This is a genomic window from Acetobacter garciniae, from assembly GCF_017377735.1.
Lineage (GTDB): Bacteria > Pseudomonadota > Alphaproteobacteria > Acetobacterales > Acetobacteraceae > Acetobacter > Acetobacter garciniae.
Genome location: NZ_JAFVMH010000003.1, coordinates 164,104 through 185,279 on the forward strand (window position 1 = coordinate 164,104; position 21,176 = coordinate 185,279).

Annotated in this window: 14 protein-coding genes; 7 read left to right on the top strand and 7 right to left on the bottom strand. The window is 62.6% G+C overall.

From position 1 onward, the window contains the following. Window positions 1-40: 40 nt before the first annotated feature. Both J2D77_RS08380 and J2D77_RS08385 read left to right on the top strand, forming a co-directional pair. A complete protein-coding gene (locus J2D77_RS08380; protein ID WP_207845827.1) occupies window positions 41-2,296 on the top strand; it encodes a putative bifunctional diguanylate cyclase/phosphodiesterase in 2,256 nt (751 codons plus the stop codon). Further along, window positions 2,293-4,653: a putative bifunctional diguanylate cyclase/phosphodiesterase gene (locus J2D77_RS08385; protein ID WP_207845828.1), complete on the top strand. Its 2,361-nt coding sequence runs from the start codon at window positions 2,293-2,295 to the stop codon at window positions 4,651-4,653. Before J2D77_RS08380 ends, J2D77_RS08385 begins: the two co-directional genes overlap by 4 nt. Before the next feature lie 176 nt (window positions 4,654-4,829). On the opposite strand, the gene J2D77_RS08390 is transcribed toward J2D77_RS08385, so the two are convergent. Further along, window positions 4,830-5,231 (bottom strand): DUF3597 domain-containing protein, encoded by a 402-nt coding sequence (locus tag J2D77_RS08390; protein WP_207845829.1) that lies wholly within the window; start codon window positions 5,229-5,231, stop codon window positions 4,830-4,832. 471 nt (window positions 5,232-5,702) lie between these two features. Here J2D77_RS08390 and J2D77_RS08395 point away from each other — a divergent pair, with 471 nt between their 5' ends. The 4 genes from J2D77_RS08395 to J2D77_RS08410 all read left to right on the top strand — a co-directional run bounded on the left by J2D77_RS08395 (window position 5,703) and on the right by J2D77_RS08410 (window position 11,315). Then, window positions 5,703-6,812 (top strand): catalase family peroxidase, encoded by a 1,110-nt coding sequence (locus tag J2D77_RS08395; protein WP_230975658.1) that lies wholly within the window; start codon window positions 5,703-5,705, stop codon window positions 6,810-6,812. After that, the gene (locus J2D77_RS08400) at window positions 6,809-7,402 is read left to right on the top strand and encodes a cytochrome b (RefSeq protein WP_230975659.1); all 594 of its coding nucleotides are present in this window, start codon (window positions 6,809-6,811) and stop codon (window positions 7,400-7,402) included. Before J2D77_RS08395 ends, J2D77_RS08400 begins: the two co-directional genes overlap by 4 nt. Before the next feature lie 185 nt (window positions 7,403-7,587). After that, a complete protein-coding gene (locus J2D77_RS08405) occupies window positions 7,588-10,035 on the top strand; it encodes a TonB-dependent siderophore receptor (RefSeq protein WP_207845830.1) in 2,448 nt (815 codons plus the stop codon). Between the two features lie 404 nt (window positions 10,036-10,439). Beyond that, window positions 10,440-11,315 carry a sulfurtransferase gene (locus J2D77_RS08410; protein WP_207845831.1) on the top strand — a complete coding sequence of 292 codons (876 nt, stop codon included), beginning with the start codon at window positions 10,440-10,442 and terminating at the stop codon, window positions 11,313-11,315. A gap of 114 nt (window positions 11,316-11,429) precedes the next feature. Here the strand turns inward: J2D77_RS08410 and J2D77_RS08415 are convergent, their stop codons facing one another. Continuing rightward, window positions 11,430-11,927: a cupin domain-containing protein gene (locus J2D77_RS08415; protein WP_230975678.1), complete on the bottom strand. Its 498-nt coding sequence runs from the start codon at window positions 11,925-11,927 to the stop codon at window positions 11,430-11,432. A 324-nt stretch (window positions 11,928-12,251) separates the two neighbouring features. Beyond that, complete coding sequence (locus J2D77_RS08420) at window positions 12,252-13,628, bottom strand: MFS transporter (RefSeq protein ID WP_207845832.1); 1,377 nt, start codon at window positions 13,626-13,628, stop codon at window positions 12,252-12,254. Window positions 13,629-13,902: 274 nt separating this feature from the next. On the opposite strand from J2D77_RS08420, the gene J2D77_RS08425 reads away from it, so the two are divergent. Next, the gene (locus tag J2D77_RS08425; RefSeq protein WP_207845833.1) at window positions 13,903-15,042 is read left to right on the top strand and encodes an FAD-dependent monooxygenase; all 1,140 of its coding nucleotides are present in this window, start codon (window positions 13,903-13,905) and stop codon (window positions 15,040-15,042) included. Between the two features lie 83 nt (window positions 15,043-15,125). Here J2D77_RS08425 and yghU read toward each other — a convergent pair whose 3' ends face one another. The 4 genes from yghU to J2D77_RS08445 form a co-directional block, all read right to left on the bottom strand. Then, complete coding sequence (yghU, locus tag J2D77_RS08430) at window positions 15,126-15,995, bottom strand: glutathione-dependent disulfide-bond oxidoreductase (protein WP_207845834.1); 870 nt, start codon at window positions 15,993-15,995, stop codon at window positions 15,126-15,128. 67 nt (window positions 15,996-16,062) lie between these two features. Then, a complete protein-coding gene (locus J2D77_RS08435; RefSeq protein ID WP_207845835.1) occupies window positions 16,063-16,884 on the bottom strand; it encodes an MBL fold metallo-hydrolase in 822 nt (273 codons plus the stop codon). A 405-nt stretch (window positions 16,885-17,289) separates the two neighbouring features. Beyond that, window positions 17,290-19,482, bottom strand: a complete 2,193-nt coding sequence (locus J2D77_RS08440) for an EAL domain-containing protein (protein WP_207845836.1) — start codon at window positions 19,480-19,482, stop codon at window positions 17,290-17,292. Between the two features lie 481 nt (window positions 19,483-19,963). Continuing rightward, window positions 19,964-20,989 (bottom strand): proline racemase family protein, encoded by a 1,026-nt coding sequence (locus J2D77_RS08445; RefSeq protein ID WP_207845837.1) that lies wholly within the window; start codon window positions 20,987-20,989, stop codon window positions 19,964-19,966. Between the last annotated feature and the right edge of the window lie 187 nt (window positions 20,990-21,176).

The window sequence follows — 21,176 nt, forward strand, 5'->3', positions numbered from 1 at the left end:
ACCTGTTCTATAAAGGACATATTCGAGAAGGGGGATCTGCATGAAGATGGTCTTTGGCTGCATCGTCCATGAACATAATTTGTGGTTGGTGCTGGCTGCCGGGTTGCTTTGCATTGGAGGTTCCTGGGTTACCGCCCGGTTGTTTTTGCGCACCATCGAGACGACCGGTCTGCAGAAATATGGCTGGTATTTCCTGACATCCCTGACTGCGGCGGTCGCGATCTGGTGCACGCATTTCATTGCCATATTAGGATACGACCCGGGCGTGCCCGTGGCGTTCGACCCGGTTCTGACCATTGCATCCCTGCTGATTGCGGTGGTGGGCAGCACGATCGGCTTTGTCCTGGCGGGTAGCCGGCTGGCGCGGTTTACCCCTGCCCTGGGGGGCGGGGTTATCGGGCTGGCGATCGCGGCCATGCATTATGCGGGCATGATGGCGTACCGGGTCGCGGGCGTTGTTTCATGGGACATGCGCTATCTTGCCGCCTCCATCGTGCTGTCGGTCGTCCTTTCGGCCGCGGCCATGCAGGTTGCCATGCGCGGGGGGCCACAGGCGGGCAACGCCATGGCCGCTATCCTTGGCCTGGCGATCGTGTCCCTGCATTTCACGGGCATGGCGGCGCTGCACGTCACGCCGGTGGCCGCCAGCGGCGCGTTCTCCAACCCCGAAGCCCTGCACGCCCTGGCCCTGGCCGTGATCGGCACGGCGCTGGTCATTGTCGGCGCGGGTTTTGCCAGCTACCTGATCGATGACAGCGTGCGCGCGGAATCCGTGGCGCGGCTGCACCGCATGGCCATGAGCGATACGCTGACCGGCCTGCCCAACCGCGCCAGTTTCAACGACCGTCTGGATTTCGAGAAGGAGCTTGCCCATGAACGCAAGGGCAAGTTCGCGCTGGTGGGCATCGACCTCAACCGTTTCAAGGAAATCAACGACCTGCGCGGCCATGCGGCGGGGGACGAGGTGCTGCGTATTCTGGGCCGCCGTTTCAAGGGCCTGCTGCATGAGGGCGAATTTGTCGCCCGCACCGGGGGTGACGAATTCGCGGCCCTTTACCGGATGGATGACCGGGGCGGCATTTCCGAATTTCTCGCCCGCCTGGAAACGGCCCTGTTCAAGCCCATCCGCCTTGACGGGTTCGAGGTGCCGTCGGGTGCCAGCCTTGGTGTCGCCATCTGGCCGGATGATGCGCGGGACAAGGAAACCCTCATCAACAATGCCGACCTGGCCATGTATCGCGCCAAGGCGGACCCGATCCGCAAGATCTGCTTTTACGAACCCGCGATGGATGAAATGCTGCGCGCCCGCCGCGCCCTTGCGGCCGACCTGCGTGACGCGCTGATCCGCGACCAGCTTTCCCTGCATTATCAGGTGCAGACCGTGATCGGCACGGGGCAGATCACGGGGTACGAGGCGCTGCTGCGCTGGCACCACCCGCAGGTGGGGGATATTCCCCCCGCCGAGTTCATTCCCCTGGCCGAGGAAAACGGCCTGATCATTCCCATTGGCGAATGGGTGCTGCGCACCGCCTGCCAGAAGGCGGCGGCATGGGACCCGCCCTACAAGGTGGCGGTCAATCTCTCGGCCGTGCAGTTCCTGCATGCCGACCTGCCCAAGCTGGTCATGGAAGTGCTGGCCGATACGGGCCTGCCGCCCGGCCAGCTTGAACTGGAACTGACGGAATCCACCATTTTCGCGGATCGTGAACGGGCCCTGCGCATGTTGCGCCAGATCAAGGCCCTGGGTGTCAGCGTTGCGCTAGATGACTTCGGAACCGGCTATTCCTCGCTCGATACGCTGCGGTCCTTTCCGTTCGACCGGATCAAGATCGATCGTTCGTTTTGCAGTAACGCGGTGTCCAGCCCGCAGACACTTGCCATTATCCGCGCCGTGCTGGGGCTGGGGCGCTCTTTCGGCATTCCCGTCCTGGCTGAAGGGATCGAGACCTATGACCAGTTGTCCATGCTGGGCAATGAAGGCTGTGACGAAGGCCAGGGGTTTCTGCTTGGTCGGCCTGTCCCCCTTGATCAGATTATCGAGAGCGGGCAAATCACGTGCGACCATGACGATACTGCTCCCATCCTCCCAACGGACGTTTCCCTGTCCGGCGCGCAAGCCATGACCGTGGCGACCCACACCGATCCCGGCCTGAAGCCAGGCCCTGCCGGCAGCCATGCCGGGGGCGATTCTTCCGTGATCCTGACCCAGCTTGCGGTTTCCGTCAGCACGCAGGGCGTTCAGGCGCCGCCAGAAGGGCCCGTGGGGCCGGTGGCGGGCGGCGGAAACGGGCAATGATGGTGCAGCAGGTCCTGTCGCGGTTTATCGCCTTCATATCCGTGCGTTCCGAAAACCCGGAACTGCTGCGGGCGCAGTTTTCCGCCCTGTCGCGGTTGATGCCGCTTCTGTATTTCGTTCTGCTGGCCAATGCCTGGGTGCTGGCCCTGGCATTCATCCATCAGGCACCGCTGGCCCTGACCGTCTACGGCCCGCTGCTGCTGACAGGCATATGCCTGTTCCGCCTGGTGCTCTGGTGGCGCAAGAGGAATGTCGCGGCCACCCGCGAACGCGTGATGAGCGAATTGCGGCGCGCGAACGTGCTGGCGGGCGTGCTGGGGGCCATGTTCTCGGCCTGGGCGCTGTCGCTGTTCCCCTATGGGGATGCGTATGAGCAGAGCTACGTCGCCTTCGTGCTGATTGTGGGCGCCCTGGGCACCATGTTCTGCCTGGTCCATCTGTGCTCCGCCGCGCTGGCCGTGGCGGCTGTGGGGGGCGGGTTCTTCGTCTGTTTTTTCGTGGCGACGGAAAATCCCATTTTCGTCGCGATGACGATCAACGTCATGCTCGTGATCGGCGTGTCGGTCGTGGTCATCCTGTTCCAGCATCGTGACTTTGTCCGCATGGTCAACGCCTCGACCGAGGCCCTTTCGCGCGAAAAGGCGCAAAGCCGATTGCTGCGCATGATCGATGACATGCCCGTGGCGGTGATGACGGTCGAGCCCGATACCCTGAACATCAATTACGTCAACGAGACCTCCAAACGCCTGATCCGGCGCATCGAGCACCTGCTGCCGCTGACGGCCGACGACCTGCTGGGCACCTGTATCGACGTGTTTCACAAGCACCCGCAGCATCAGCGCCGCATTCTGGCCGACCCCGCCAACCTGCCGCATAACGCGCGGATCAAGCTGGGGCCGGAGGTGCTGGACCTCAAGGTTTCGGCAGTCACGGATAATGACGGCGCGTATATCGGCCCCATGCTGACCTGGGCGCTGGTGACCAAGGAAGTGGAATCCGAACAGCGCATCCTGCAAATGGCGCATTACGATACGCTGACCGGCCTGCCCAACCGCGCCACCTTTTACGAGGAACTGGACCGCCGCCTGGCGACACCGGGCAACCGCGTGGGCTTGCTGTTCGTCGATCTGGACGGGTTCAAGCTGGTCAACGACACGCGCGGCCACCGCATTGGCGACACGTTGCTCAACCAGGTGGCCAGCCGCCTGCGCAGTATCTGCAACGCCCCCGCAACCCTTGTCGGCCGGCTGGGCGGGGATGAATTCGCCGTTCTCGTCCCCCACCACAATGCGGAGGAGGCCGAGGCCCTGGCCCGGCGGATTATTACGGCGGTGGGCGTTCCGTACGACCTCGATTACGACCGGTCCATCCAGATCGGTGCGTCCATCGGCATAGCGCTTGCCCCCCAGCACGGGGAAACGGGAGAAGCGCTGCTCAGCCGCGCGGACATGGCCCTGTATGCCGCCAAGGCGGCGGGCAAGGGGGTCTCGCGCATGTTCCAGCCGGAAATGGAAGCCCGTATCCAGGAACGCGTGCGGCTTGAAGCCAAGCTGCGTGACGCGCTGCAAAAGCGCGAAGGCCTGTTTGTCTTCTATCAGCCGATTGTCGCCATCGACACAGGTGCCGTCATCGCGCGTGAAGCCCTGGTGCGTTGGTACCATCCCCAGCGCGGCTGGGTTTCTCCGGGCGAGTTCGTGCCGGTGGCCGAACAGAGCGGGCTGATCGACGAGCTGGGCGATTTCGTGTTGAACGCCGCCTGCCGCGAAGCCGTGGGCTGGGCCGATGGCGCGCGGGTGGCGGTCAATGTCTCGGCCAGCCAGTTTGGTGAGGGAACGCTTGTCAGCGCCGTTCAGCGTGCCTTGGCGGAAACGGGCCTGCCGCCAGACCGGCTGGAAGTCGAGGTGACGGAAACCGCCCTTCTGGGTGACGAGCAGGATGTCATGGCGGAACTGCGCAGCCTGCGCGCCTTCGGGGTGCGCGTGGCGCTGGACGATTTCGGCACCGGGTATTCCTCGCTCGCGCATTTGCGGGCTTTCCCGTTCGACAAGATCAAGATTGACGGCACCTTCGTGCGCGATGCGGTGGAACGGCCCGATTGCGCCGCCGTGGTGCAGGCGGTGGCCACGCTGGGCAGGCGCCTGGGCGTGAGCACGGTGGCTGAAGGGGTGGAAACCCAGGCCCATCTCGATCGCGTGCGTGAGGAAGGCTGTAGCGAGGTACAGGGCTACCTGTTCAGCCGCCCCCTGCCCAACGAACACGATGCCCCGATCGTGGAGGAACTGAACCGGGTCGAAGCCCTGAAACGCCAGGCCGCGCAAGGCGCGCAGCCCCCCGCCGTGCCAGCACAGACGCCGTAAGTGCCGGCTGTGAAATAGCGCAGCACCCGATAAAAGTTTTTGGTGAAGCTTTTTTCAAAAAGCTTCAGAAAACCGCGCCGTAAAAGTCTTTAAAAGCCCCCGGGGAGCACGCCCCCGGGGGTAATTGCAAGGGGCGTGCATGTCGTGCGCTGCACACGCCCCCAGGGGCCGGCCGGTTACAGGCCTGCGGGCACCTTGCCGCCGTTTTCGGACAGTTTCTGGCGGACTTCCTTGATAAGCCAGATGTTCATGCTGGCGGAATCGTTCGTATCCCCCGTATAGCCCAGCTCGGCCGCCAGCTTCTTGCGGGAGTCCAGGGAGCTGTCGAGGCCGAGCAGTTTCAGCAGATCGACAATGGATTCCTTCCAGTTCAGGTTCTGGCCGTTTTTGGCGGCCATGTCGCTCAGCACCGCATCCACATTGACGGGGGCTGCGGGGGCCGCTGCCGGCGTGCTGGCCACAGCGGCAGCGGCTGCCGCCGCCGGGGCACCGGCTGGCGCGGCGGGGGTGGCGGCATTGGCCGGTGTGGGTGCGGCATGGTGGAAAATGGCGGAGAGAATGGAGCCGAAAATGCTCATGCTGAAGTCCCTTTCGGAAAAAATGGTCAGGCAGACGCCAAGCAACAGGGGCCCGACAACCTGCCCACGATACCGGCAAGCATACAACAGCATGAAAGGTTGCATAGAGCGCAGCCATGTCACCGGGCCAAAAACGCTCCCGCGCTGCGTGCCACACCGGGCGGGTGGCGTGCGGGCTGCCGCCAGGGTCGCCCTCTTTGCCCCCCCTCTGTGTCCCTCGCGGATAGCCACACGCGCGGCCGCGCGCACAGCCGCTGATACCCACGGGGCAACCGTGGGAAGGACAGCGCTGCGGGCAGCTAAGGGCATGCGGAATATTTCCCCCAGGGCCCATGAAACCCGACCGGCGGCATTGTCTTTACATTCTGCACCACAATACGCACCCTTGCGGCACGAACGGTTCCGGTCGGCCGTGGCGCCGTTCGCGCTGATTTTTCCTGCCTTGGCGGATCATTCCCGGGAATCGAGGTCATGATGGCAGAACCACCCGACAGGCCCGCGACCAGGGTGCCCTTTTTCACGCCCGGGCCCCGCGTGCTGATGCGACTGGCCCTGATCGGTGCGGTTCTGGCAATTCTATGCAGCGCTTTTGCCTGGACCGCCGGTTGGCTGCCGCCCCGCAGGCTGACCCAGACCGGCATGATCGACGCCCTGCGCGCGGTCGATGGGCGCCACCGGGGTTTTCGCAGCAATCATGCCAAAGGCGTATGCGTGACGGGCTGGTTCGAAGGCAACGGGCAGGCCAGCCGGTTGTCCACGGCGTCGGTCCTGCGGGCCGGGCGCAGTCCGGTGGTGGGGCGCTTCGCCCTGGCGGGTGGCATGCCGTTCCAGGCGGATGCCCCGGCCAAAGTCCGCAGCATGGCCTTGCGTATCATGCCGCCCGATGGCCAGGAATGGCGCATGGGGCTGAATGACATTCCGGTTTTTGTCGCCCGCACCGCGCAGGAATTTCACGATCTGCTGCTGGCCACCCGCCCCGATCCCACAACCGGCAAGCCCGACCCCGCCCGCGTTGGGCCGTTCATGGCAACGCATCCCAACACGGCACGGGCGGCGGCCCAGGTTGCAAAACGGAGCATAACCAGCGGCTTTGCGGACGACACCTATCGCAGCCTCGACGCCTTCCGCTTTATCGATGCCGATGGCGTGGTGGTGCCCGTGCGCTGGGCGATGGTTCCCCTTGCGCCCGTTCAGGCCCCCGCAGCCCGGATCGAGGCCAACACCCTGTTCGATGGCCTGATCGCGGCATTGCGGCAGGGGCCCCTGCAATGGCGGCTGATGATAAGCATCGGCACGGTGTCCGATCCCACTTCCGATCCGACCGTCGCCTGGCCCGCCGACCGGGACCAGGTCGATGCCGGAACGCTGACACTGAACCGGGCCGAGAGCGAGGATAACGGTCCGTGCACCGGTATCACCTACGATCCGACGATCCTGCCTGTGGGAATCGCCGCATCGGACGACCCGATTCTGCCCGCCCGCTCGTCAGCCTATATGCGCTCTTTCGTCATCCGCTCGGGCGAGACCAAACCCCCCAGCGCCGTCAGCCCGGCAAGTATCGGGCCCGGAGGCCAGCCATGACCGTGCCAGCCACGATGCCCGTTATCCGTTTTTCCGTGCTGGCCAGGGTGTTGCACTGGCTGATGGCCATCATGATCCTGGGCATGCTCTTTATTGGCGTGTTCATGGCCGCAACCGTGGGGCCTGCCTATAACACCCTGCTCTCGCTCCACCGCCCCATGGGTATCCTGATCCTGGCACTGGCCCTTGTGCGGCTGGGCAACCGCCTGCTTGTGCCCCCGCCCCCCCTGCCGGACAGCCTGCCTGCCCTCCAGCGCGCGGCGGCGCTGGGTTCGCACATCCTGCTCTATGCGTTGATGATCGCAATGCCGCTGGTGGGGTGGGGCATGCTGTCCGCCGGGGGCTATCCTGTCGTGTTCTGCAAGGGCGTGCATCTGCCGCCCATCCTGCCGCACGATCCCGCCCTGTTCGCCCTGCTGCGGCATGTGCACACATGGCTGGGGCTGACGCTGTTCGCGGTTATCGTGATCCATCTTGGCGCGGCACTGCTTCACGCGCTGATCCTGCGTGACGGCGTGTTCCCCGCCATGGCATCGGCCCGTGCGGGGCGGCGCGATCCCGAACCCGTGCAGGGTGACAATAGGCACTGAGTGACAGATTGTGGTGCGTGAAAACCCGCAGGATTCACCACAACTGTATTATTCTGGCATCACTCCATGATTATATTCGCCCATATATAGGATTATGCACGCAGATATATGGACAACGGCGCATCGGGCTTGGCAGAAGGAGGACACATCATGTTCTTTATTCATAGTCTGGACCCATCGGATTTATGCACGATCGTTTTCATACCGTTTTCGTCGCCGGGACATTTAGCGCCCTGCTGCTGACAGGCTCGGCACTGGCAGCCCCCCTTGCCGCCACCCAGCAGGGCAAGACCGGCAGGCAGCCCGCCGTAAAAACGGCCACCACCAGAATACCGGCCTCCACACCCGCCAGCGCAGCCACCCAGACAACCCCTGCCAGCACAGCGCCTGCCACGGCCCCCGGTCGGGCCCCGCTTGCACGGGCGCGGGTTACCACGGCGCAGGCCACCACAGGCCCCATTGCCGGTATTCTCGATGGCTCCAATGGTGAGACGGTGAATGTCCATGGCCACCACGCGGCCGACGGCACCGGCGCCAAATACATGAACAAGATCGTCTATCTGGGCCCGCTGGGGAATAGGGACACGCTGGATACGCCCTATTCCGTCATGGGTGTGCCGCACGATGTCGTGGTCAACCAGCAGATCCGCAATATCAACGACATGGCGGAATATTTGCCTTCCGTGCAGCTTGAAATCCGTGGCGATCCCAACACGTCGCGCCCGCAGTCACGCGGGTTCGAGGCCGATGTGGTCTCCAACTCCCGCCTGGACGGGCTGAACGTGGTGTCCACCACCCCCTACCCGGCGGAATGGGTGGATAACCTGCAGGTTCTCAACGGCCTGGCGGGGGCCATGTACGGGCCTGAAAACCCCGCTGGCGTGTTCGAATATACGCTCAAGCGCCCGACCGACCGACGGACCGAACGGCTTTCGGTGGGGGTGGATTCCATCGGCACGCCCACGGTCAATGGCGATATTTCCGGTCGTGTCGGCCGCAATGGCTGGTTCGGCTACCGCCTGAACATGCTGCATGCCAATGGCACGGCCTACGCGCCGGATAGCTGGATCCGGCGTGAAATGGTCAGTGCCGATTTCGATATCCATCTGGACGACAAGACGGTCATCGAACTCGACGCCAGCCATTATACCTATGCCGAACGCGGCACCGCACCCGCCTTCGGGATTCCTGCCGCGGGCGTAGGCGGCAGCCTGCCCGAGGCACCGGACCTGAGCAGGCGTCTCGCCCCGGGCTGGAGCGGCTACAACATGGAAACCAACACCTTCCTGGGCAAGATCAAGCACCAGATCAACGATGACTGGAGCTTCACGCTGGGCGGGCTTTACCAGGACGCCATGCGCCAGTCCTTTGGCGTAACCGACACGCTGAGTGCAACCGAAGGGACGAAGGGATTTTATTCCGCGTCGACCAAAGCGGCCACTTCGGCAAACGATTTCCGCGTCGGCAGCAACATGGCGTATTTTAACGGTCGGGTTTACACCGGGCCGGTCAGGCACGACCTGGTTATTGGCACCAACGGCTACATGATGGGGAATTTCAATCCCGTCGGTGTGGCAGGGGCAGTCCCAAGCACCGGGCTGGCGATGGGAACGTACAATTTGTACGGGGCCGCGCCCACCAATGGCCAGCAGGCTTATTATAGCCAAAGGAATTTCAAATCCAGCAGTGTCATGAGCCAGTCCTTTATCGTCGGCGACACGCTGCGGATTGACAAGCACTGGTCGATCATGGGCACGCTGGCCTGGAGCTGGATCAACCAGAAAAGTCGTTCGACTGCTGCAAGTGCCGTGCGTCAGCTTCCGCCAACCAATGCGGCTTTCAGCCCGACGGCCAGCCTGCTCTATAAACCCACCGAAAACCAGACCCTCTATTTCACCTATGGCCGGTCGGTCGAAGCGGGTCCCGTCGCCACGAACAGCGCCAATATTTCCAACCCGAACGCCGCATTGCCTGTTGGACATTCCGAGGAATATGAAGTCGGATACAAGCTCCGTTACCAGAAAATGCAATTCAACGTTTCGGGTTTCCGCATGAGCTCACAATATGCCATGCCCGCCCCCGCCGCGAATTCCTCCTGTTCGGCCGGCAGTAACTGTCTGGCCTACGGATATTATGGAACGCAGCGCAATTACGGTGTGGAAACCCAGATTTCGGGCGAGGTTCTGCCCAACCTGTCTGTTCTTGCCGGCTTTACCTGGCTGGATGCGGAACTGGTGGGCAGCCGCATAGCCGCCTATAATCACAAGGAGATTGTGGGTGCAGCCCCCTTGCAGGCCAATCTTTTGCTGGATTACCGGCTGCCTGCCTCGCTTGGATCCTTCGCCGCTGGCTGGGCGTTCAACGCCAATGTCCATTACATGGCGAACCGTGCGGCAAATATCCAGAACACGCTGCATACCGGATCGTACACGACGCTGGACCTGGGCACGCGCTATGCCTTCCATGTCGCCCGCTTTCCCTGGGTGGTGCGTTTTGGGGTGAGCAACGCCACGAACGAACGGTACTGGGCTTCGGTCTATACAGGTGCGCCGGCGGGCACGTCGGGTGCGGCATCCAGCCTGTATGCAGGACTGCCCCGTATCTACCACTTCACCTTCTCTTCCGAGTTCTGATCTGCTTTTTCGAAAAACCGTCTAGGGAAAAGGGTTTTGCTGCGCGGGCTCGCAGCAAAACCCTGATTTGGCGCGAAGCCGGGCTTGTCTGCCGCGGCTTCGTATCAATCGATATGCTGACCGTATCCAAAAATTTCCGGGTGTCGCCTTTTTTCATGGGTGACGCTCCCTGACGCTTTTTGAAAAAAGCGCCACCAAAAACTTTTACCTTTATTTCTTAAGGCGTTGTTCGGTCCGGGGCTTGGGGGCGGCCCGCCGCGCGGTGGTGCGTGCTGTTTCTGCTTTCTCCCGGTCGATCGATACGGCAGGTGCCTGTCTGCGTCATGGCGGGGCCGCATGGGCATGCCTACAGGCTGTGGAGCGTTGCGCGTAAGGTGGCGCGCAAACAGTCGTGGAGAAGTAGAATGCCGGACACCGTCCTTTACACGCCCCAACAGGTTCAGGACCTCCTGTCCCGGGGGGAGGTCGTGTTGATCGATGTGCGCGACCGCAAGGATTTTGATGCGGGCCATCTGCCGGGCGCTCTCAACATGCCCGATATTTTTACCTATCTGGCGGAAACGACGCCCGAGGGGCTGAAAACACTCCAGACCACGTTTGCCGACCTGTTTTCCGGTTACGGGCTCGACGGTCAAAAGCTCGCCATTATTTATGAGGACGCCCTGCATACCCGCTATGGCGGGTCCTGCCGGGGCTACTGGATCCTGCGTTATCTGGGGTACCCCAGGGTCGGTGTGCTTGATGGGGGCCTGCAAGCCTGGAAACAGGCCGGCGGCACCCTGACAACCCAGGCCGCAGCCCCGGTCCGCACCGCCTTTCCCTTGAAGATCTGCTCCGAACTGATGGCGACCTATGAAGACGTGCGTTTGGCGCTGGATAACCCGCAGGTCAAGCTGCTGGACAATCGCGACCGGGTCGAATGGCTGGCCGAAAGCTCATCCCCCTATGGCGTGGATTTTGCCCCGCGCAAGGGGCGTATTCCCGGTGCTGTCTGGATCGAATGGTACGATTTCATGAAGGTCACCGATGCGCAGGCGTCCTTCCGTTCGAAGGAGGAAATCCGGGCCCTTGCGGCCTCCCGCGGGCTGGAGCCGGATGACGATATCATCATCTACTGTTTCAAGGGCGCTAGGGCGGCCAATACCTATCTTGCCTTGTCCGAAGCGGGTTTTCACAAACTGCGCATCTACATGGGGTCCTGGAACGAATGGTCGCGCAACCCGAACCTGCCTATTGAAGGCGGTATTCCCAAGGCCGCGGCACCCCTGCCCAGGCACTGAGCGGCAAAAACGGAGCAGGGGCATAGCGGCCCCCTGCCATAGCCGAACGGGCCCGGCAGGGCGTGGATAGCCGTATTGATCGACGATCCCGGTTTTGCAAAAAGCCCTGTCGCCTTATTTGAAGCGGCAGGGCTGGTCCACCGTCGGGGTTTCGTCGGTCTGGACCACCATCAGCTCCACCGGGCCATCCCCCACATTCCCCGCAAAATGCCCCACGCGTTTCTGCGCGTCCATGCGGCTGAGCTGGTCTTCCCCCAGCGAGACCTCGCCCGGGCCCATTATCACCTTCGTTCCGTCCATGGCGGTGACATACCACGCACCTTTGAGCGGAATAATCCACTGCACGACGGGGTCGGGGTGCCACAGCCCGTTCCAATGTGCGGGCTGGACGGTAAAAATGACCTGGGCGTGGCCAGCCTTCAGCCGGTCCTGCCATTGCGGGCCAGCGGGTCTGGACATGCTCTTGAGGTCGAAATTGCGCAACGGGCAGCGCGTCATGTGGCTGATGCCGTCATGGCTGGTCCAGTTGTGCCAGTACCACAGGGTGGGCGGCTGCGGGGTGCCGGTGCCGCCAACGTCGCCCGCGTCATGGCCGGTACTGCCCGCAGCCATTGCGGTTGCCTGCTGGCCCGGCGTGCCGGCGTGCGCCGCCCCGGCAGGGCCCTGAAGGCCCGCCACCCCCCCCAGCCCGGCAATGGCACAGGCGCGCAGGGCACGAAGCGTGGTGTAAGACAGAAGCCTGCGCATGGGTGTTGTCTCCCTGTCAGGGTAAAAATGGCACCGCCTGATGGGGGGCTGGCGGTGGTGGCAGGGCAGGATACACCGGTTTTGCCCCCCATGGGTATTGGCCGGTCGTGGATGTTCGCATGGCAGGGCGCTTCGCCGGGCAGGGGGTCATTGGCCCGGCAAGGTCTTCGCCCCATATGGGTGGGTGCGTTATTGCACCATGTGTTCCATTACCACTTCACGCTGGGCGTCTTCGGCCGGGGTGGTTCCGGTCCGGGGTGCGTGGGGCGTGCGGATCAGGAACACCAGCCCGGCGGAGATCGCGGCCACGGCGGCGAACAGCCACATGACCGGCCCTGCGTCATGGAAGCGCGTCAGGGCGGCCCCCATCAGCGACGTGGCGAAAAACCCGGCAAGATTGGCGAAGGAACACGCAACCGCCAGCCCCGCCGCCGCCGCCCGCCCGTGCAGGAAGGTGGACGGAATGGTCCACAGCGTGGGCAGCGCCCCCAAAAGCCCGGCATTGGCAATGGCGCCGAACACCACCAGCCATACAACGCCGTGCCCGGGCATGCCGCACAGGCCAAGGGCCAGGGCGCCGATCACCACGGGAATGAACAGGTGCCAGCGCCGTTCGCCCCTGCGGTCGGAACTGCGGCCCAGCACGATCATGCTGACGGCCGCGGCAATATGGGGAATGGCGACAATCAGCCCCAGCCGCCCGTAATCCCCCGCCATGCGGGCATGCAGGAAGGTGGGGAACCAGAACGCCACCGTATACAGCCCCAGCAGGATCGCCCCGTCGATGATGCCGAGCATCCACACCCGTATATCCGTGAAGGCAGCCGACAGTTCCCCCCGGCGGTGCCCGGCACTGCCTTCCTCGGCCAGTTCGCGCGCCAGGTGCTCGCGCTGGGCGGGGCTGAGCCATGTGGCGTCATGCAACCGGTCGGGCAGGAAGAACCACGCCCACACACCCAGCACAACAGGGGGCAGGCCTTCGATCAGGAACAGCCAGCGCCAGCCGGCAAACCCCGCACTGCCCGAAAGATGGGCCAGGATCCACCCCGATACGGGAGAGCCCAGCACGCTGGCCAGGGGAATACCCAGCATGAACAGCGCGATCACGCGCGCACGGCGTGCGGCAGGCACCCACTGGCCAAGGTAGAACAGTGCCCCGGGCATGAACCCCGCTTCGGAAACACCCAGTGCAAAGCGCGAGAGATGGAACAGCCAGGGCGTGTGGATAAACCCGCTCAGGGTCGAGATCAGCCCCCAGGTCACCAGAATGCGCGCAAGCCATGGGCGCGGTCCCACGCGTTCGAGAATGATGTTGCTGGGCACTTCGCATAGCACATAGCCCAGGAAGAACAGCCCGGCCCCAAGCCCGAAGGCGGCGTCGTCCATGTTCAGGTCATGGAGCATCTGCAACTTGGCAAAGCCGACATTCACCCGGTCGATATAGGCGGCCAGAAAGCCCAGCGTCAGGAACGGCACGATACGAAGGCATACGGAACGATGCAGTTGCGCAACGTCATGTGCAGCGGATTCGTGCGAAGGCGTGGTGCGGCTTGACCCCGAAGGCATGCGTGTTCTCTCCATATGCCGCGTATACGTCTTATCTGGCCATGCAGCATACCACGAAAAACCGGATGGGGAAAAGACGCGAACGGGGCGGCATTTTCCGTCCCCCCACAGGCACCGGCGTTTCCGGCACATGGCCTGTGTTATGCATGTGTCGGCGGGATTGTGCGTGGGGCGTAATAAATTTCTTGACGCGGGCGATCCGTTCCGGTCATAGGCATGTATAGCGTATACGCTATTAAATCTGTTTCCCATGCAGAATGAAAGGCCGCAAGTCATGTCAGAGGGTAAGCGCGTTGGTGTTGTCGGTGCCGGAATGGGGGGTATCGCGGCTGCGGCCCTGATGCAGCGGGCAGGCTTCGATGTCGTCCTGTACGATCAGGCGCCCAGCTTCATGCGCCTTGGCGCGGGTATCCAGTTCGGGCCCAATGTCATGAAGATCCTGCGCCGCCTGGACCTGGAAGCCCCGCTGGAAGCCGTGTCCTGCCTGCCGGACTACTGGACCAGCCGCAACTGGGATGACGGGGCAATTCTGGCCAATATTCCGCTCAATGCCGAGCGCGAACGCTACAAGGCGGCCTATATCACCATCCACCGGGGTGATCTGCAGCAGACCATGCTCAACGCCGTGGACCCCGCGCGCGTGCAGTTCGGCAAGCAGTTGACCCGGTTCGAGGATAACGGCAAGACCGTGCGGCTCGACTTTGCCGACGGCACGTCCGATACGGTGGATATCCTGGTGGCCGCGGACGGGATCAATTCGCGCATCCGCGAACAGATTTTCGGGCTCGATGCGGCTGTCTACACCGGTTGGGTCGCCCATCGCGCCATTATCCCGGGTGCGGCCGCCAAGGCCGTGGGGGCGGATGTGAACGCCAAGTGGTGGAGTGCCGACCGGCATATCGTGTGCTATTACCTAGACCGCAACGAGGATGAATTCTACCTCGTCACCGGTGAGCCCGATGAATGGACGAGTGCATCCGGCCAGTTGCCCAGCACGCGTGAAGCGCTTCGCAAGTCGTTCGAGGGCTACCACCCCATGGTGCAGGCCTATATCGACGCGACGACCGAGGTCACGAAATGGCCGCTGAAAACCCGCAACCCGCTGCCGCACTGGCATCAGGGCCGCGTTGTCCTGCTGGGCGATGCCTGCCACCCCATGAAGCCCCATATGGCCCAGGGTGCGGCCATGGCGGTGGAAGACGCCGCCGTGCTGACCCGCTGCCTGGCCGAACTGGGCACGCAGGATCTTGAACGCAGCTTCCGCACCTATTTTGCCTGCCGCAAGGACCGCGCCACCAAGGTGCAGCGTATTTCCAACGCCAACACATGGCTGCGCCAGCCCGAAGACCCGTTCTGGTGCTACGGGGATGATGTCTACCAGATGGACCTGCGCGCGGTCGAAGCCACGGTCTGATCCCCGGCCATTCACCCCCCGCCCGGCCCTGTGTCTGCGCAGGTGCCCGGTGGGGAAGGCAAGGCGGGGGGGCAACGCGGGCGCTAGGGGGCGATCTTGTCCTGCGTCCGGGTTTCGAAATCCCCGGCGTCATGGCGTTCGTGCAACTGGCTTGCGGGTTCGCCATTCACGCGGTTGACCATGCGCCCGCGCTGCACGGCGGGCCGGGCTGAAAGCCTGTCCGCCCAGGCTTTGACATGGGTGTAATCCTGCACGCTCAGGAACTCGGCGGCATTGTACAGCCAGCCTTCGACCAGCCCGCCATACCACGGGAAAATGGCCATGTCGGCAATGGTATATTCATCCCCCGCAACGTAAGGGCATTCGGCCAGCCTGCGGTCCAGCACGTCCAATTGGCGCTTGGCCTCCATCGCGAAGCGGTTGATCGCATATTCGATCTTTTGCGGCGCATAGGCATAGAAATGCCCGAAGCCGCCGCCGATATAGGGCGCGCTGCCCACCTGCCAGAACAGCCAGTTCAGGCATTCGGTCCGCCCGGCGATATCCTTGGGCAGGAACGCCCCGAATTTTTCAGCCAGGTACAGCAGGATCGACCCGGATTCGAACACCCGTAATGGCGTGGCTCCGCTATGGTCCACCATGGCGGGGATCTTGGAATTGGGGTTGATGGCGACAAAGCCCGAGCCGAACTGATCGCCCTCCCCAATGCGGATCAGCCAGGCGTCGTATTCCGCCCCGGCATGACCGGCCGCCAGCAGTTCCTCCAGCATGATGGTCACTTTCACGCCGTTGGGCGTGCCGAGCGAGTAAAGCTGGATCGGGTGGCGGCCCACGGGCAGCGGCTTGTCATGGGTCGGCCCCGCGACGGGGCGGTTGATATTGGCAAAACGCCCGCCGCTTGCGGCCTGCCATTCCCACACGCGGGGCGGCACATATTCTGGGGTGTCGGTCATTGGCGGAGTCTCCGGAAACAGGGGTTCTCCAAACTATGGCGACTGGCGCGAAAAAAAACAGACCGCTTTACGCTTTACGCCATGCCCCATCCGCGTTGCGTACCGCCTGGCCACGGGTTTGCAGGGCCTCCAGCGTTGCCCCCAGCACCTCGGTCGCGGCAGGGCGCAGGGGGGCGGCCAGGTTCTTGTAAATCCGTTCCAGCAGGGTGGCTTCGCTCTGCCAGTCGGGCCCCAGCATGGCGTGAATCTGTGCAAGCCGGCGCTGGCGGGCCCGGATCAGCCCTTCTATAAACGGGTGTGGCTCGGTAATCGGCGGGCCGTGGCCGCTCAGCACCAGGGCGTAGTGCTTTTCGTGGATGGTCTTCAGGCTGGTCAGGTAGGCATCCATGCTGCCATGGGGCGCGCGCATGACGACGGAGCTGGACCACCCCATGATATGATCGCCCGCGATCAGCCGGTTTTCACCAATATCGAGGCAGATATGGTCCATGGTGTGGCCGGGTGTTGCGATCACGCGCAGGCCGCATACCGTGCTCTGGTCCACCAGGGCGGGGCCGTGGCTGCCACCCAGAATGGGGGCGTCTGCCAGCCGGGCCAGGGCAGGGGCGCCGCGTTCATGGTCGGCATGGCCGTGGGTGACGACAATGGCGCGCACCTGCCCACCTGCTCCCGCCAGCACGGCGCGCTGGTGCGCGGGATCGTCCGGGCCGGGGTCGATCACCACACAGCCTTCATCGGTTTCAACCAGCCAGGTATTGGTGCCGTGATAGGTCATGGGCCCGGGATTGGGGGCCACGATCCGCGCAACGCCGCGGGATTCGCGCAAAAGGCGCCCGTATTCGGGTGCGTCCTCCGTATAGCGTCTTGCGCGTGTGTTCAGCTCGCTCACCTGGGCCCCATCTGCTTGTTGGCGCAAAACTATCGGACTGCCGCGCTACGTGCCAGCAAATGTTGCCCCGCCGCCGGCCCGCCCATGGCCCGCCCCGCCCGACATACCCCCCGCACGGCAGGGCATTGGGTGCGTGATGGAGCGTTCAGATAACCCCTTGCCGCAACGCGGCGTTGGCGCGCAGGCGCTGCCAGCCAGGCCGGGTCAGCTTTCTTGCGCAGGATGGTGCCTTCCATGCCTGCTTATCCGGCGCGCAGGTTCTGGCAGCGTCTGGCGGCCCGGTTCATGCGCGAACACATTTGCGTGGCAGGCATGCGGCCGATCCATGCCGGGGTCACAGATGCCTGCATGATCGTCTCCTTCACGCCGCAGTCTGAAGGGGGGAGGAAGGTGGTTCTTTCGGGCTCAGGACGCCAGCGCGATCGGGGGTGTTGGCGCGCGCCGTGCAAGCCATGCATCGATTTCGTCTGTCTCAAGCGGTCTGGAAAAGTAAAAACCCTGGATAACGTCGCATTCGGTGCGCCGTAACATGCGCCATTGCTGTTCGGTCTCGATCCCTTCGGCAACAACCGTCATGCCCAGGTTTTTGCCGATCTGGATAATCGCCCTGACAACTTTGCGGAGTTTTTCGTCCCGTTCAATCCCGTTCATGAAGCTTCTGTCGATCTTGACTTCATTGACCGGAAGGCTGGCCAGGTTGGACAGGCTGGAAAAACCGGTGCCGAAATCGTCCATCGACATGCCAACGCCGAACTGCCGCAACGTGCGGGCCGTGCGGATGGTCTGTTCATGATTGTCGATCATGGTGGATTCCGTGATTTCGATAATCAGCGATTCTGGCGGAATGCCGGTTTCATCCAGAATTCTGAAGATCAGATCAGGCAGTTCCGGATTATGGAAATGGATTGCCGACAGGTTGACCGAAACCGTATGGATGGGGCTGCCACTTGCAATCCATCTGGCCATCTGCTGGCAGGCCGTGCGCAGGGACCATTCGCCCAGTTGCCCGATCAGGTTGGCGTCTTCCGCCAGGGGAATGAAGCGGGCGGGAGAGATCGCCCCGAATTTCGGGTCCGTCCAGCGGGCCAGGGCCTCCATGCCTTGCAGGCGCGTATCCTGGACACGGATCTGGGGCTGGTAAACCAGGCGCAATCGGTTATTGGCAATGGCATCGCCCAAGGCCTGTACAAGAAAGAAACGCTCTTCCGCTTTCTGGTTCATTTCCGGGCTGAAAAACCGGTAATGGCTTTTATCGCGCTCCATTTGCGCATTTGAAAGCGCGGACTGCACGTGCTGGAGCAATGTTTCGACATCGTCGCCTTTTTCAGGCCCTGTGCAGATGCCGATATGCACGTTCGGGTTGATTGTAATGCCGTGCAGGCAAATGGGGGCGGACAGGCCGAAAATAAATCTGTTGCCGATACTTTCAGGGTCTTCCAGATGCCGTGTTGCCACGACTGCGAATGTGTCGCTGTCCATGCGGCAGACAGTGCCCCGGGTGCCGATCATCTCCTTTAACCGGTTGGCAAATTCCACCTTGATATCGTCGGTCGATGACTGGCCGAGGGCTTCGGCAATGCCTTCGACCGGATCGAGATGGATCAGGACGAGCGTCAGGTTTTTCCATACCGGCTGCCCGACCATTTTTTGCAGACTGCTTTTCAGCCACGCCAGATTGGGCAGCCCGGTCAGCGCGTCGTAACGGGCAAGCCGGGCAATGTGGCGTCGCGCATTTTCGCGTTCCAGCCCCAGCGTGCCCAGATGACAGCACTGGTCATGGATACGCCGCTCCCACTCCGTCGGCCCTCTTTGTGTGCGGAAATAAAACGCCATGGCCCCGGCCACCGTCCCGTCGCTCAGGATCAGGGGGGCGGACCAGCAGGCCACCAGGCCCAGCGGCAGGACAAAATCCTTCCACATGGCCCAGCGCGGGTCGTGGGCGATATCGGTTACGCTCACTTCCTCCCCGGTGAAAATGGCGGTCCCGCAGGAACCTGCCTGCGGGCCGACACTGCACCGGTCGGTCGCTTCCGCAAGCGCGGGCGGCAGGCTTGCCCGGCCCACCATCTGAAGGCGGTTCTCGTCATTCACCGCCACGACCGAGGCGACGACATCGGGGGCTATCAATTCGATCTGACGGCACATGAAATCTGCGATCTCATGGAACGGCAGGCTGGTTGTCAGGGCGCAGACAACGCTTCTTTGCAGGTTTTGCAGCTCTTTTTCATAAGTGATATCGCTCAGGATCATGATGACAGCCGTGATCTGGCCGTCCTTGTCCGTGACGGGCGTGACCGCCGCCGATATCCAGATATCCTTCCCATCCTGCTGGCGGGCACGGAATTCCATTTCCGACCTGACGCGCTCGGTGACAATGGTCGGAAGTGTTTGCAGGGTCGCGCTGTCGTCATCATGTCCCGACAGGACGTGGGCAAAATCGCCCTGGTCATCGGGTGAAAGAGTTTTACCAAAAACTTCTTCGGCTTTAGGGTTTGAAAATATAATATGATAATTCTGATCAAGCACAAGTACACCCCGGTCTGTCAGCCGGACGATATCTTCATAAATTGTTTTATGTTTCGATATCTTTACATTCATGCTTGTACTCAGCGCCCTTAATTTATTTACAAATTCTGCTCTGGGTCGACAGGGCTACGGGACATTGCTGAGCCGGGGCGGCTTGTCATTGATATAAGTCAATCCGCGGGCAATCCCGCGTGCCACGCATTCGGCGCTGCGGATCACACTATTGCGGGGCAGGGGATGCGTGCAGCCGCAATATGGGGGCGTTTGTGTTCCCCCAAGGCCTGGCGGCATTGTGGTGCGGGGTGGCACGGGTGGTAGGGCAGGGTTGTGAAAAACGCCCGGCGATAATCCGCCGATTCTGCGTGCAGCCGCACGATCCGCCGCGTTTGTCTGGGCGTTGCGGCAGGTAAGAGACCGTTTCGAAACAAACGATTGGTAAAAAGAATAAAAGTTTTGGGTGAAGCTTTTTCCAAAAAGCTTCAAAGAACCTCACCCTCCGCACCGGTCATGGGGGCAGAAGCCGAAGGCCCCCATGGTGCTGGCTGTCCGGGTGTCAGAACCACACGTCGGAAATGATATGCCCTTCGGGGTAGGGGTCCGTGGGGTCCAGCCCGTACTGGCCCATGCTGGTAATCCAGGCCTGTCCGGCAATGGTGGGAATGACCGCGTCGCGCCCGGCCACGGTGGTGGTGGACTGCACCCGTCCGATAAAGACCGTATCGGCAATGGAGACATGCTTGAAGCGTTCGCCCACGCCGATCTGGCCCTTGGCGTGCATGACGGCCAGCCGGCCCGACGTGCCCGTGCCGCAGGGGGAGCGGTCAAGCCTGCCATGCAGCACCACCGTGCCGCTGCGGCCTTCGACCCCTTCGGGCGTGCGGGTCAGCGGGCCTTCGAAAATCACGTTGGAGACGCCGAATATCTTGCTGTTTTCGGGGTGGACGGTGGCAAGCTGCTCGTTCACCGCCGCCTTGATCTTCTGCCCCGTCAGGCACATGTCGCGCGCTTCGTCCGGGGTGACGGCAAAGCCCAGCGCATGGGCGTTGACATGGGCGTAGGTCATGCCGCCATAAGACGTATCGACCCGCACGGTGCCCAGCCCCGGAACCTCGATATCCCTGTCCAGGTCATAGACAAAAGCCGGGCGGTTGGTGAACTCCACCTGTTCGACCTTGCCGTCCTTGCAGGTGCAGCGGCATTCGATCAGCCCGCCGGGGGCTTCCATCGTCAGGACCGTCAGCGGTTCGCGCATGGGAACAATGCCGGTTTCCAGAACCACCGTGGCCACGCAGATCGTGTTGGACCCCGACATGGGCGGGTATTCCGTGCTTTCGAGAATGACATAGCCGATCTCGGCCGCCGGGTCGCAGGCGGGCAGAAGCAGGTTGGCGTTCACATACGGCGCACCGCGTGGTTCGAACAGTACCAGTTTACGAATATCGTCGCAATTCGCCTGGAGGTATTCCATTTTTTCGAACATCGTCTGGCCGGGCACGTCGCGCACGCCCCCGGTTATCACGTTCCCGACCTCTCCGGCCGCGTGACAGCCGACAACCGTAAAACTTCTACTCCAGCGCATGAATTTTCCCTTGTTATGGTCCCATGACGTTCAGATGGCTGCGTTCTTGCAAGGCCCCTCGCCTGTGCGGGTTTTGGCCACGCTGCAAACCCATCGAAAGGCCGTCCGTGATGCCGATCGTTCTACAAACGCAAGAGTGTTGTATCCGATTGGCAGGGCCGTCAAGTAGAGGGAGCGCGCCCGCGCG

Excerpts from the sequence above, each read along its gene's own strand:
- J2D77_RS08380 (WP_207845827.1), top strand. The coding sequence starts at position 41 with ATGAAGATGGTCTTTGGCTGCATCGTCCATGAACATAATTTGTGGTTG.
- J2D77_RS08385 (WP_207845828.1), top strand. The coding sequence starts at position 2,293 with ATGATGGTGCAGCAGGTCCTGTCGCGGTTTATCGCCTTCATATCCGTG.
- J2D77_RS08390 (WP_207845829.1), bottom strand. The coding sequence starts at position 5,231 with ATGAGCATTTTCGGCTCCATTCTCTCCGCCATTTTCCACCATGCCGCA.
- J2D77_RS08395 (WP_230975658.1), top strand. The coding sequence starts at position 5,703 with ATGATGGCAGAACCACCCGACAGGCCCGCGACCAGGGTGCCCTTTTTC.
- J2D77_RS08400 (WP_230975659.1), top strand. The coding sequence starts at position 6,809 with ATGACCGTGCCAGCCACGATGCCCGTTATCCGTTTTTCCGTGCTGGCC.
- J2D77_RS08405 (WP_207845830.1), top strand. The coding sequence starts at position 7,588 with ATGCACGATCGTTTTCATACCGTTTTCGTCGCCGGGACATTTAGCGCC.
- J2D77_RS08410 (WP_207845831.1), top strand. The coding sequence starts at position 10,440 with ATGCCGGACACCGTCCTTTACACGCCCCAACAGGTTCAGGACCTCCTG.
- J2D77_RS08415 (WP_230975678.1), bottom strand. The coding sequence starts at position 11,927 with ATGGCTGCGGGCAGTACCGGCCATGACGCGGGCGACGTTGGCGGCACC.
- J2D77_RS08420 (WP_207845832.1), bottom strand. The coding sequence starts at position 13,628 with ATGCCTTCGGGGTCAAGCCGCACCACGCCTTCGCACGAATCCGCTGCA.
- J2D77_RS08425 (WP_207845833.1), top strand. The coding sequence starts at position 13,903 with ATGTCAGAGGGTAAGCGCGTTGGTGTTGTCGGTGCCGGAATGGGGGGT.
- yghU (WP_207845834.1), bottom strand. The coding sequence starts at position 15,995 with ATGACCGACACCCCAGAATATGTGCCGCCCCGCGTGTGGGAATGGCAG.
- J2D77_RS08440 (WP_207845836.1), bottom strand. The coding sequence starts at position 19,482 with ATGAATGTAAAGATATCGAAACATAAAACAATTTATGAAGATATCGTC.
- J2D77_RS08445 (WP_207845837.1), bottom strand. The coding sequence starts at position 20,989 with ATGCGCTGGAGTAGAAGTTTTACGGTTGTCGGCTGTCACGCGGCCGGA.